The following is an 11779-nucleotide window of genomic DNA, read 5'->3' on the forward strand; positions in this document are numbered from 1 at the left end:
GGGGCTACGTGCTTCGGTGCGGGGACAAGGGAGTCAGCGGGTGCGGCCGGGACCGGCGGACGGGCGTGGGGGGGATGACGGGTGGTGCTGCCGGGGTCGCGTGACGGGCGGCGAGTTGGCGGACGCGGTCCTCCAGCGCGGAGGCGACCTGCTGGGCCGGTACTTCCTGACGGGTGTGGGTGACGAGATCCGGGTCGAGGGTCGGGAGGCTGAGCACTGTGCCGGTGCGCGCCACTGGATGCGGGTCGGTGAGCGCGGCGGTGAATGCGGCGATCAGATGCTCGGGTGTGTGCTCGCCGAAGCGGGCCTGCCACACCAGGGGCCGGGCGGCATCGAGGCCGGCGCCGATCCACCAGGTCCCTGTCGTGCCGTGGACGTCGACGCGAACGGTGCCGTCGGGAGAGGTGAGCCGGTGGAGGTTGTAGGCCGGCGACCACCCCGCCCCCAGGAGCGGCGCCAGGGGGTCGTGGGGCTTGGCCGGGTCGGTGGTGGGATCAGTGAGCGCGTCTGTGAAGCTGGCGATGATCTCGACGGGGGTGCGGGCGCTGAAGCTCGCGTACCAGGCGGGTCGGTCCTCGGTGGGCGCGTGCTGGAGCGTCCACCACTGGCCGTCCGGATCCGGCTCCAGCCGAAGAAGAGCCCTCTGGTCGGGACTGGAGAGGATGACGCGCGGCATCAGGGGGTCGTGGCCGTGGCTCCAGCCGCAGGCGCGGTGCAGGGGCACGGTGATCCAGGCCGGGTCACCACCGCCGGCCAGGTGTCGCGGCGCGATGAAGTCAATGTCGACCGGCTCGGAGTGCTCGTGCACCGCTACCTCCGGGCCAGGGTGGTCCGGCCGGCTGCCGGGGTTGGTCGCGTGGTCGGCGGCGGAGCCAGCGGGGACGGCGCGTGCCGGGCAGCGCTGTTGATTTCACGGATGACGTGACCGTGGGTGGCCCAGTCGTCGAGATAGCTCCAGCACTCGGCGTGGTGCTCGGCAAGGGCGGCGTCGAAGGTGTCCGTACCCGGCTTGGCGTCGGCCGGGAGACTCTCTCGGGTACGGAGCCATTCCTCGTGCAGCGTGTCGAGGCGTTCCAGCGCGTCGCGCAGGACGCCGAGCTGGTAGATCCAGCGGGTCTGGGCGGTGCCGGCGGGAACGAGGGGCAGTTGCGCGTCGGCGGTGTCCAGCAGCTGCCGGGCGCCTGCCCGCAGGTTCTCGAACGATGCGGCGGTGTCGGCATCGCGCTGTTGCTGGCGCAGCCCGTAGGTGTGGTCGTCGTACGGCCAGCCGTCGAGGTCGGTGTGTTCGTCGGAGTAGACGTTCCAGGCGTCGAGGATCTTCTTGGCTTCGCGTATGTAGCCGTCGAGGTGGTCCAGGAACTCGCGCTGAGCGTGCGGGTGGGAGATAGGAGGTGTCCTTTCACAGGGTCAGCGGCGGGCGGCGGGACGCGCGGCGGTGGGCGTCGCCGGGGACGTGCTGGGCTTGCTGTTCTGTCGGTGGGAGGCGCGGACCGTGGCCCGGATCGTCTTGAGGCGGTCCGTGTGTGCCTTGACGATCTGCTCCGGCCGCAGCGGGCTGGGGCTCTTTACGGCGGTGTAGTGGGCGGTGCGGTCGCCCATGGCGCGCTGGAGCGGAGTGGGGTCGGCGAGGGCGGTGACGAAGGCGTTGACCAGATGGCTCGGGGTGTGGCTGTCGAACGAGGCGTACCAGATCAGCGGCCCGTCATAGCCGCCGTGTCCGTGCTCGCGGGTCTCAACCCGCCACGACGGGGCGGCGTGGCCGTCGAGGTATCGCGGCTTCAGTCGGCACATGCCATCAGGTGAGTGAGCTGTGCCCTGCTCGCCGGTGGCCCAGCTCGCCTCACGCAGCACCTGGAGCACATCCGTCTGATCGACGGGTACGGGGCCGATCAGGGCGTCGGCCAGGTGGCCGATGATCTCGGCGGGCACGAGTTCGCCGAATTCTGCGTACCAGCCTGGCTCGGTGCCGGTGGGCTCGGCCCGCAGCCGCCACCAGGCCCAGGTGGCGGACTGCGGGTCGAACCGGAGGGTGTGCCGGTGATCGGGGCTGTGCAAGACGATCTCGGGACTCAGCGGATCGGACGTATGCGTCCATCCGGCGGCGGCCAGGCCATGGGTGACGTGGCGGGCGTCACCGGGGCCGGCGAGGTGGCGCGGCGTGGTGTCGAACGGGATTTGCCAGGCGTGCTTATCGGAGAAGGCCGCGAGCTGCCGTTCGCTCAACGGCACGAGCAGCGCTCCGGCCCGGGCGCCGCGGCCAGCAGGGACCGCAGCTCGTCCAAGGTGTAGTGCAGGTCGTACTGATCGGTCTGCTGCCACGCGGCGGTGCGCAGCTCGGCGACCAGGGTGTGCAGGGCCGGGCCGTGGGGAGTTTCCGGGTGGTCGAGGACGGCGCGGGCGAAGGCACGCAGGGTGTCCCCGAGCTGGATGGGCAGGCCCGTGTACTCATCGAGCAGGGGCTCCATCAGGGTGAGTGCCTGGCCGGGATCGGGAGCGTCGCGCAGGTACTCGGTGAGTCGGGACAGGGTGTCGGTGGCGGTGCGGACATCGTCCGCGGTTACTACGGGCACAGGTCTCCTAGGGGACGGGGGTCGGTCAGCGGTGGGAGCTGCCGGCGGTGGTGCGAGGACGTGCTGTGGTGCGAGGGCGTGGGCTTCTGACGGAGTTGCGGGCCCAGGTGGCGGCGCGGGCTGCGGCGATGCGGGCCTGCTGCCAGGCGCTGAGCTGGGAGGGCAGGACGGACACGGAGGTGGTCCGGATCTTCGTGCTGTGTGGGACGCGTCCGCGTGGGCGCATCACCGGCTCGGGAGAGGCCAGCGCGGCCGAGAAGGCTTCAACGAGGTGCATGGGAGTGCTGGGAGAGAACTGGGCGGTCCAGCCGTTGCCGCGCTCGTCCCTCGCGCCCGACCACCACAGGGCATTTCCGTTATCGTCCTGACGGAAGTGCATCCACGCCGAACCGTCCGGGCTGGTCGCTGTGTAGTGCCGGCCCTCGAACTGCGTGTGCCAGTGCTGCTCTTGTAGGGGCGCCCACACGTTGGGGGCGTGCGCGGAGCGGTTGCGGGTGAGAGCGTCGGTCAGTCCCGCGACGATCTCCACCGGCGCCTGCCGGCCGATCACCGCCCACCACTCGGCCTGGTGGCCGTGTTCCGCACTGCGGATGGTCCAGCCGCCGGGCTGGGTGTAGGGGTCGTAGGAGAGACGGACCGCACGGTCGGGGCTCTCCATGACCAGAGGGCCGCCTTTTTTGGACTTGTCCTGCCAGCCGGAGGCGCGTAGGAACTCCGAGACGTGACGGATGTCCCCACCGCCGGCCAGCGCCCGAGGTTCGACGAGGTAGTGCTGCTCGGCCTGCTCGCCCGCTCCCCAGCCCTGCCACTGGGTTTTCCTCACCGGCGCCGCCGGGCGACCAGCGGGGCGGGGGCAGGGGGCTTGCTCGCTGCCATGCCCGCCTGTGTGCCGAACTGGACGAGGGTGTCCTTGTGGTCGTCCAGGTCCAGGCCGATGCTGTGCAGCTCGTTCGCGGCCCGGCCCAGGGACAGCCACACTTCTGCCGGCAGCGCACCGCGTTCGGCCTGGTGCTGGGCAAGGCGAGAGCCGGCTTCTACGAGCTGGGTGAAAGCGCCGAGGATGCCGTCGTCCGGGTTGAGGATGCGCGCGATGACCTGGACGGCCTCGTCGGCGGGCAGCTGGTGCAGATCGTGGGAGAGGTGCGCGAGCCGCTGGGTGATCTCGGCGGTCAGTCGGGCGGTGTTCTGGGGCGGGTGCGGCATGCTCCTCCAGGCGGTAGAGCGGGATTACGGGCGGGTGATCCGGCGGGCTTCACTGAGGGCGGCCTCGGGGCGTGCTCCGGCCAGGAGGCAGGTGCGGTCGGGACCTGCTGGGATGCAGGTGCGCAGGTAGCGGCGGAACACTGCGGTCGCCAGGCGGGGGCTGAGGCGCCGGCTCATCGGCGGTGGTGTGCGGGGAGTTACGGGCTTCTCCGAGTGGTGGTTTCGGTTTGGGGTGGGGGCGGGCCCCGGCTGGGGCCCGCCGCGTTACGGAGTACGTCGGGTGGGCGCGGCCCGCCGGGAGATGGCGGGAGGGCCGGGGAGTGGGTGGTCTGGAGGGAGGCGGCGGATCGTAGGTCGTGCACGGCCTGCTGGTAGGCGGCCTCTTCGAACACCTCGGGTGTGCAATTGACCGTGTATCCGGCCAGCAGCAGTGTTGGGATCGCTGGGTGCTGCTACTCGGCGCCGTCGAGGTGCGCGACGACCAGCCCGTTGCGCGCCTCCTTGGCGATCGTGACGTACTCCAGGACCTCGAAGTGGGGTTCGACGTCCCTCATCGAGTCCGGGTTGCCGACGCCCGCGACGCGCCAGGGACCGGCGGGGCTACCGGCGCCGTGGCGGTGGGGGCGATCCGGCCCGAGGGGTGCTGGAGCCCAGTGCCGATGCCGTGGGCGCGCAGCTGCTGGCCGGTTGTGCGGACGGCACGCGCCTGCTCGTAGGAGTCGTCGCTGGCAAGCCGGTACACGCCGGTCTGCTCGTCCTTGACGAAGCCGTTGGCGACCAGCACCTTCGCGGCTGTTTCCCCGACGGGGGCGGCGGCGAGGCTGCCGTCCAACTGCCAGGTCAGCACGACCCGGTCCGGCTGCGAGGGCACGATGTTGTCCAGGGCGTTGTGGCGGACCCGGGCCAGGGCGGTTTCGTAGCGGGCGAGCAGGTCACTGGAGACCTGTTCTGCGGCGAGGAAGGGATCGTCGGTCACCGCGATGCCGTTGGGCTCGGGCACGCCGCGGTACGCCTCGTCGGGCAGGCTGCGGGGTGCGACGGCGGCGATGAGGAAGCCGTTGCGCTCGTCGTGCCGGTCGAGGATGAGGAGCTGGGCGCCGTCCGGACGGGACAGGACGGCCGCCTGCCGCAGCGGGTGTTCGGCGAGGGATTCGGCGACGAGGTCCAGGTCCCAGATGCGGTCGGCCAGTTCGGCGACAGAGTCCTGGTCATTGGCGGGGTGGTGGGTGCTGCTCCAGGCGCCGGGGAGTTCGCCGGCGAGGATGTCGGCGAAGGAGGCGAGGCGCTCGGAGTCTTCGTGGTTGTGCATGGAGTCCTTGGCGGGGAGGGGGTGGTGTCAGCGGCGCGGTCCGGCGGCCACGGGCGGCGGGGGAACCGAGAGGGCGCGCGGTGGAGGCGGGCAGGCGCACACGGCGGACCGTTCGCGTTCATCGGCCGGGACCTCTTGGGTGCACGCGGCGCGGCCGGGGTGCGGGGCGTGCCGGTCGGCGAGGTCATTGCGGGTGTGCACGAGGTCGGTGCGGATGACGCCCAGGCGTTCCTCGGCGAGATAGCGCAGCCGCTGCGCGGTGTACGGGGCAGCCGATGCGCCAAGGCCGTCGTGGAACTCGGCTGCGGCAGCGAGGATTTCACTGACGGCGTCGAGGACGCCATCGCAGGGGGCAGTCAGCTCCGTCAGGACCTCGGCGACCTCGTCGGTGGTGGTCGCCTGCCGGATGAGGTCGGGCGAGCTGGGCCACCGAGGCACCCAGTGTCTGGTACTGAACGGGTCGGCGGTCGGTCTCGAAGGCCGGATCGCAGTCGACGTGGTAGCCGACCGCCCGCAGCCGGGCCACCGCTTCGGTGGCCAGGCGGCTCTCCTCGTCCTGCGTCATGCCGGTGGGAGTGCGGTGGTAGGTCTCGTGAAGGCGGTGGATGGGCACGAAGCCCGCCCGTTGAAGGACACTGTGGGCTTCCCGATCGCCGCCGCGGGCAAGGACCTCCTCGGAGTGCGGGTCGCGGCGGATGGTCAGGTAGCGGTCGGCCGGAGGCAAGGGAAGCGTTTCTCCTAGGGTGAGTGCCGGGTACGGCTCCGTGGGGCCGGTACCACTGGTGCTGCGGGCGACCGTTTGGAGCGGCTGGTCAGACGGGCGACGGCGTCATCGAGGTCCTGCTGGATGCCGTAGAGGCGGCGGGCGATCAGCTCCAGCTGGTGCGCGGTGTCGGGACCGGTGCAGGGCAGGAGAGAGGCGCGGTGCGCGGTGTGCTCGATGAGGCCGCGCACGGCGGCCAGCGGACCGGACTGCTCGTCGGCGAGATGGGCGAGGACGGTGGCGAGCTGAGCGGACGCGGTCGGTACGGCCCTGGCCACGTGCCGGTCGTCGGGTGCGGGGGTGATGGCGGTGAGGTGCAGGTCCTGCTCGATGTGGCGGGCCTCAGAGGCCAGCCGTCGCAGCAGGTCGGCGGGCTGATGCTGCCAGGTGCCGTCCTCCCGGATGAGGTTGGCAATCAAGTCCAGGCGTCCGGACTGGGCGTGGACGGCGATCCATCGGCAGCCGGTCAACTCGCCGGGGTTCTGGATGCCAGCCGCGCGAGCGAGACGGTGAGCGACCTCCGCCCACTCCGCCCCGTTCAGCTCACGGTCGTCGGGGTGGAGTCGGACGTCGATGTGCGTGATGGCCCTCCCGTTGCCGCGGGGTCCGGCGGCGAAAGGGTGGCGGAACACAGGTTCTTCGAGGTGCTCGGCCCACTGGACGGCGGACCACCCCGAGCGCTGGTCGCCCTGGGCGGACCATTCCAGGCCCGCCCAGTAGGCGACCACGGTGTGTTCCGACAGGTCCTCCTCTGCAGTCACCGCGCGTCTCAGGGCTTCGCTGAGCGGGCCGTGCGGAGCGTCGCAGGGTTCGTTCAGGCGGGAAATCACGTCTGAGCGGCTCCGGTGAGTCGGATGTGATGATGCAGATCCCTGGCCACAGCGGTCAGGGTGCGTTCGCGTACGAGGTCGGCGTGGACCAAGGCGTCTCCTGGCGGGAGCAGGTCCAGGGCCTGGTCGATCGCCGCGATGGAGGCGTCGTACCGGCCGAGTCTGCGCAAGGCGCCGGCCTTGCGGAACAGGGCGATGGGGTCCGTGCAGACGTCGAAGGGCGGCCGGGTGCTCAGAGCCAGGAGACGCTCCGCGCCGTGGGGAAGGTCCTGGCCGAGCCACAGGCCGTGCATGAGGACGTGCAACGTCTTGGTGTGATCACCGGCCTCGTCGAGGACCTCGTCCATCAGAGGCAGAGCTTCGGGGCGGGACTGGCCAAGCAGGGCAAAGGCGTACAGGGCCTGGCTGTAGCAGTCCAGCTGCGACCGCTCCTCTTGCGAGAGCCGATCGATGAGCTGCTGGAGCGTGGCGCAGCGGAAGTCATACCGAAGGGTGCTCAGTTCCAGGTGGCGGAAGGTGCGGACGCTGACCGGGTCGGGGTCGGCGGTGGTGGCGTGGTCGGGATGCCACAGACCGCGGACGCTGTTGCCGGCGGCGCGGGCGGCCCAGGCAACGTCGGCGCAGACTGCGGCTGACTCCCTCCAGTCGGCGTCGAGTTCACGCAGAACGGCTGCCAGGCGGGCTGGCCAGAAAGGGAACGAGGTGTCCTTGGTGGCCCGGGTCCGTGCCCGCGCTAGGGCCAGGGCGCGGCCGGGGCGGCGGCCAGGAAGGCTCACCGGCTGCCCCGGGCATCGGCGATGTGGACGAGCTGGCCGAGCGCCGTGGTGGTGTACCAGCCGCAGTCGATGACCGCGTCGGGGTGGCCGGCGTACTTCGGCAGCAGGTGATCTCCCATGGCCCGCAGGTAGATCATGCAGTCCGGGCAGTGGCGCGAGAGGTGCACGAGGTAGCGCGGGTGCGCGGTGATGAATGTCTGCGCTCCGCCGTTGGGGTCGCGCAGCCGCCAGCCGTCCTCGTCGGTCGGGGTGTGCCAGGACGGGGCGACGACCTGCATCGCATCCCCCCACAGCTCGCCCCCCGCCACACCCTTGATGACCACGACTTGGTCGCCGGCCTCGAAGTGCCCATGGGTGATGTCCCGACAGGGGGTGAGGGGATCGGGTGTCGGTGCGAAGGCCGGGGTGGACGGCGGGGTCCAGGACGGTGGGAGCATGCGGATCCTTCCACGCTGTGCGTGTGGCGGCGGGAGGATCAATGGTCCGCAGGATCGCCGGTTTGGTTAACCGGCGATCTGCGGCTATGTTCCGCACGGTTCGACTGAACCGGTTGTCCGTCCCCCGGTTCTGCGGCAACGCGGCGTCTGTGGAGCTGAGCAGGCCGGAGTCGCCTGCATCGTGACGGTCGCTGTCCGCCCCGAGAACCTGTCCGTAGTCCTCACGCGTACATGCCGGCTGATGTCTCGGCGAGCTGCTGATCGCGGCGCACCCCGGCGCAGTGAACCCACACAGTCACTCCCTGTGGCGCACGTCACATCGTCCTTGTTGGCGTGGCGAGCTATGGCGGGACTCGTTCGTTCGGATCGACGCTTGACGCTTAAGGCGTGCAGAAAAGGGCGCGTGACCTGCGGATTTCCATCCGGCCCAAAGCTGGCATTGTTTTCGATGTCGGGAGGACGGTATTCGCTAATTTACCCACCGGCGGGGGTGTGGCAAGTTATACGCGTCATTCCTCGCCGGGTGGCGAGATGGCCCCTGTCGCGGGTGGTACGTTAAGCCTGCCCACCTTTTCCGGGGGAGACTCGCATCGGGAAGGGGGTGAAGGACGTGGAGAGTGCTGGTCAAGATGCGCTTGAGGAGCCGGAGCGGCCCTCGTTCTGGCGTCGCCTGTGGGCACGCCGGAACCGATGGCTGGAGACGGCGGAACTCGTAGCGCGGCTCGGCCGGGTCATCGTGGAAATCGCCCACGTGATCGGGTTGTAGCGGGCTTGGCCAGGATGTATTGCCGGGAGCCCGCCGCGTGCGGCGGGCTCCCGCGTCGTCCACGCCGACCCGGACGGGGTCTGTCGATGCTTGGAGGGCTAGGCAGGCCCCGTCGTCGTTGTGGATGACGCTTAAGACTCTACCACTGAAATTGATTTCGCCAGCGATCCGCGAATTTGTTTCCGGTTGGCTTTTCGGTGATCCCGGTTCGATGAGATTTCACTTGGCGTCGAATCTGATCGCAAATCTTCGTTCTGGGGTTTCGTTGTGCTTCTGTCGATCGAAATCTCGGCGGGATTATTTGAGGCGTCACCCGTTTGGGTGGCTGGGTTGGAAAGTCGGCTGTCCCGGCCGTGAGGTATTTGTGAGGCGCTGGTGCGTAGGCGTTTCACCGGCAGCGCGTCTACCGGGACCCTCTTCCCGCAGGTTGAACCCCTGCTCAAGTCGGCGGTCTGATGTGCCGGGTGCCGACAGTCGCCCAGCGCCTCTCCGTCAAAGTTGATCAGCCATTCGGGTGAGGGTCGCTCAAATCCGCACCGGCCGGGCATCCCGGAGTGGGGGGTCAGCGGAAGGGGTTCTCCGTTCCGCGATCGTTTTCCGTCGCGGCGTCGAGGAGTTCGAGCAGGTCGGCGCCGTCTGTGTCGCGCTGGTCGATCCACCAGCCGGCCCGGGTGATGGTGCGGGCCTTCTCCTCCAGCTCTGCCCAGTCAGCCTCGTCCCAGGTGCCTTCGACCACGAGCGCGGTGTGCGCAGCGGTCATCAGCTGATGACGAGAGCGCTCGCCCCAGTCGAGGGCCTTCTCGGGGCCTTCCAGCGGCGGCATGTCGAACCTCTTGGCCCACTCGGCGGCGGCCTGCTGTTCGGTGGCCCGCTTGGCGGCGAGCCATTCCTCCTTGGAGGCGGTGTCGTTGCTGCGAGCGGCCTTCCAGCAGTCGGTGCAGTCCCGTTCGCCGAGCCAGCGGGCGAACCCAGCCCGCCGGTCGGCGGCGCGGTCGGACAGATCATGGACGACTTCGTGGCCGCAGGCGTGCTCGACGGTCCACTTCGTGCGGACAGCCATAGATCGATCTCCTTGAACGGGTCGTTGTGAGTGAAGGTGGAAGGGGTCCGCCGAGTCCGCAGGCGGTCCTACGCTCGGCGGGCGGCGGCCGTGCTACGGGGCGGCGGTGTGGGCGGTGTGGTGCTCAGGGCGGGGCGGGGCCGTATCCGCGGCGGCACCGGGGTGCGGTACGGCGGCAGCACGCCGACCGTGGCGGCGAGATCGTCGGCCGCGTCGTGGACTTCGCGGGTGAGGAAGGCGAGTTGCCGACCAAGGGCGTCGAGTCGGGCGCCGATCTGCTGCCCGCGGACGGTGTCCAGGGCGTAAGAGAAGCTGGCCGCGGTATCGAGGAGGCGCTCCAGCCGAACCAGGGGACCGGCTTCATAGCCTTGCTGCGAGGCGGTGAGCAGAGCCTCGGAAACCTCGCCGGCGGTGCGGGCCTCGATGACCTCCTGAAGCAGCTCCCGTACAGGCCGCTCGGGCGTGGGCTCGGGCCGGTTGAAGCGGGACGCGGCGTCCGGCCGCAAGACTCCCGGAGGGACTGCGCGAGGCAGGGCCTGGCCGGCGGCCGATTCGTGTTCGTAGCGCCCGATCACCTCCCAGCCCGCCGTATCAAGGTCGCCCGCCAGGGCGATGACGGTGGAGGCGTCGTCCTCAACCAGATAGGCGAGGGTGACAAGGCGACCGTCGGCCGCGTACCAGGACTCGATCGGGTCCAGCTCGCCCCGCCGTCGGGCAGCGCGGGCCTTCTCGGTCCACAGGTGCTTGTCCTCGGCGGACAGTTGGGGGCCGGGCTGATGGTGCTGGTCGGCGAGGTCGGCTGCGACGGAGCCGTAATCGGCCCAGAAGGCCAGGTGCGGCCACACGGCCGTGTGCTGCTCGTGTTCGTCGGCCGATCCCGGTGCGGCGGGATGGTCCAGCACGCGAGTGATCTCGCTGTGGGAGGCGGCGAGGGCATCGAGCAGGTCACGCCAGGCCGCAGTGTGGGGGGCCGAGGGCAGTTGGTCGAGGCTACTGCGGGCAGCGTGGAGCAGCTGGTGGCCCTGCTCGGCGAGGTGGGTGGCGTAGGTGGCGAGGGCGGCTTGGGTGCGGCGGCCTCGGGCAGCTGCCGAGGCGCCGTGGTGGACCGTGCGGCCGTAGCGGTCCCGGGTGGCATCCAGTGCGGTCTCGGTCTCACGGTCGATGACCGCCATCCGCAGCCGGAAACCGCGTGCCCGCTCGGCGAGCTTCGCCGCGCTGGGCGTGGTGGTGTCAGAGATCGGGTTCTCCTGGCGGACGGTTTCAGCGGCGGGGTGGCCGGCTGGGCGGCGCTTGGGCGGTCATGGCCGGTGGCCGTGCTGGCGTGGCCGGAACCTCCTGGCCGGGTGGGTGAGGACGAAGGCCGGGGTCGAGGTGCACGGGGTAGCGGGCGGCGGTGAGCATGTCCGCCGCCCAGGCCGCGTGCTCGTTCTCCCAGCCCTGGCCCAGGTCGAACGGCAGCCGTATCCAGTGTCCGCGCAGGGCCGGCAAGAAGAGGAACCCGGCTCGGATCAGGATGTCCCGGGCGAACGCGTCGATCGTTCCGGTGACTTCGACCTCGCCACCCCGCCCGCGGGTGATGCGGATCGTCTCACCGTCGGGTGTCATCGGGAGCGTCCAGTCGGCAGGTGAACGGTCGGGGCGTAGGTGGGCTTCGGCGGGATCGGTCGCGCGGCCGGTGCGGTGATGGTCGGCGCTACACGGCGTTGGGGGGAGCGCATGGCCGCGGCCTGAGCAGTGCGGGCGCGACGATTCGAGACAGCGAGGCGCCGGGCAGGGCGCGGTGCAGTGGCCGGTGTGTCCGGGTCCAGGCCCATGTCGGCGGACACCGAGTAGCCCTGGGCCCGCAGGTCGCGGACGGCTTGGCGGGTGCGGCGCGGACCGTCACGGTCGGGCTCGGTGAGGCGGAAGAGCCCGGGACGCTCAGGGATGGGCTCGAACTGCTCTCGGGTGAGGAACCAGTGGGCCAGGTGCGCGGGCATCGTGGCGGTGAAGGAGGCGACGAAGCCGTGCTGGGGATGAGTGCCGAAGGCGAAGTGAGTACCAGGGTCCAAGAAGGTCGGGTCTC

General features: G+C 70.4%; 14 protein-coding genes. All 14 read right to left on the reverse strand.

All coding sequences use genetic code 11. The annotated features are described in order from the left end of the window. Positions 1 to 4 precede the first annotated feature (4 nt). Positions 5 to 808, reverse strand: a complete 804-nt coding sequence (locus ABT288_RS12370; protein ID WP_351605746.1) for a DUF317 domain-containing protein — start codon at positions 806 to 808, stop codon at positions 5 to 7. 599 nt (positions 809 to 1407) lie between these two features. Continuing rightward, positions 1408 to 2229 carry an SPDY domain-containing protein gene (locus tag ABT288_RS12375; protein ID WP_351605749.1) on the reverse strand — a complete coding sequence of 274 codons (822 nt, stop codon included), beginning with the start codon at positions 2227 to 2229 and terminating at the stop codon, positions 1408 to 1410. Next, positions 2220 to 2570 carry a hypothetical protein gene (locus tag ABT288_RS12380; RefSeq protein WP_351605750.1) on the reverse strand — a complete coding sequence of 117 codons (351 nt, stop codon included), beginning with the start codon at positions 2568 to 2570 and terminating at the stop codon, positions 2220 to 2222. The genes ABT288_RS12375 and ABT288_RS12380 overlap by 10 nt, the downstream gene beginning before the upstream one ends. 25 nt (positions 2571 to 2595) lie before the next feature. After that, positions 2596 to 3393, reverse strand: a complete 798-nt coding sequence (locus tag ABT288_RS12385) for an SPDY domain-containing protein (RefSeq protein ID WP_351605752.1) — start codon at positions 3391 to 3393, stop codon at positions 2596 to 2598. Then, positions 3390 to 3773, reverse strand: coding sequence for a hypothetical protein (locus ABT288_RS12390; RefSeq protein WP_351605753.1), 384 nt, complete (start codon positions 3771 to 3773; stop codon positions 3390 to 3392). The genes ABT288_RS12385 and ABT288_RS12390 overlap by 4 nt, the downstream gene beginning before the upstream one ends. A gap of 550 nt (positions 3774 to 4323) precedes the next feature. Next, entirely contained in the window at positions 4324 to 5082 is a 759-nt protein-coding gene (locus ABT288_RS12395; protein WP_351605754.1) for a hypothetical protein, read from the reverse strand. Positions 5083 to 5109: 27 nt separating this feature from the next. After that, entirely contained in the window at positions 5110 to 5520 is a 411-nt protein-coding gene (locus tag ABT288_RS12400; RefSeq protein WP_351605755.1) for a hypothetical protein, read from the reverse strand. Between the two features lie 300 nt (positions 5521 to 5820). Next, entirely contained in the window at positions 5821 to 6606 is a 786-nt protein-coding gene (locus tag ABT288_RS12405) for a relaxase/mobilization nuclease (protein WP_351605757.1), read from the reverse strand. Between the two features lie 65 nt (positions 6607 to 6671). Then, positions 6672 to 7451, reverse strand: a complete 780-nt coding sequence (locus ABT288_RS12410) for a tetratricopeptide repeat protein (RefSeq protein WP_351605759.1) — start codon at positions 7449 to 7451, stop codon at positions 6672 to 6674. After that, positions 7448 to 7888 carry a hypothetical protein gene (locus ABT288_RS12415; RefSeq protein ID WP_351605762.1) on the reverse strand — a complete coding sequence of 147 codons (441 nt, stop codon included), beginning with the start codon at positions 7886 to 7888 and terminating at the stop codon, positions 7448 to 7450. The genes ABT288_RS12410 and ABT288_RS12415 overlap by 4 nt, the downstream gene beginning before the upstream one ends. Positions 7889 to 9216: 1328 nt before the next feature. Beyond that, the gene (locus tag ABT288_RS12420) at positions 9217 to 9714 is read right to left on the reverse strand and encodes a hypothetical protein (protein WP_351605764.1); all 498 of its coding nucleotides are present in this window, start codon (positions 9712 to 9714) and stop codon (positions 9217 to 9219) included. Between the two features lie 68 nt (positions 9715 to 9782). Next, entirely contained in the window at positions 9783 to 10886 is a 1104-nt protein-coding gene (locus ABT288_RS12425) for a hypothetical protein (protein ID WP_351605767.1), read from the reverse strand. 88 nt (positions 10887 to 10974) lie between these two features. Continuing rightward, positions 10975 to 11319: a hypothetical protein gene (locus ABT288_RS12430; RefSeq protein WP_351605770.1), complete on the reverse strand. Its 345-nt coding sequence runs from the start codon at positions 11317 to 11319 to the stop codon at positions 10975 to 10977. After that, the gene (locus ABT288_RS12435; RefSeq protein WP_351605772.1) at positions 11316 to 11765 is read right to left on the reverse strand and encodes a hypothetical protein; all 450 of its coding nucleotides are present in this window, start codon (positions 11763 to 11765) and stop codon (positions 11316 to 11318) included. Before ABT288_RS12435 ends, ABT288_RS12430 begins: the two co-directional genes overlap by 4 nt. Between the last annotated feature and the right edge of the window lie 14 nt (positions 11766 to 11779).

The sequence above is a fragment of the Streptomyces sp. NPDC001093 genome (assembly GCF_040298985.1).
Classification (GTDB): Bacteria; Actinomycetota; Actinomycetes; order Streptomycetales; family Streptomycetaceae; genus Streptomyces.

What these genes read in the sequence shown, in the direction of transcription:
- ABT288_RS12390 (WP_351605753.1), bottom strand. Translation starts at nt 3,773, where the DNA reads ATGCCGCACCCGCCCCAGAACACCGCCCGACTGACCGCCGAGATCACC.
- ABT288_RS12395 (WP_351605754.1), bottom strand. Translation starts at nt 5,082, where the DNA reads ATGCACAACCACGAAGACTCCGAGCGCCTCGCCTCCTTCGCCGACATC.
- ABT288_RS12415 (WP_351605762.1), bottom strand. Translation starts at nt 7,888, where the DNA reads ATGCTCCCACCGTCCTGGACCCCGCCGTCCACCCCGGCCTTCGCACCG.
- ABT288_RS12420 (WP_351605764.1), bottom strand. Translation starts at nt 9,714, where the DNA reads ATGGCTGTCCGCACGAAGTGGACCGTCGAGCACGCCTGCGGCCACGAA.
- ABT288_RS12425 (WP_351605767.1), bottom strand. Translation starts at nt 10,886, where the DNA reads ATGGCGGTCATCGACCGTGAGACCGAGACCGCACTGGATGCCACCCGG.
- ABT288_RS12430 (WP_351605770.1), bottom strand. Translation starts at nt 11,319, where the DNA reads ATGACACCCGACGGTGAGACGATCCGCATCACCCGCGGGCGGGGTGGC.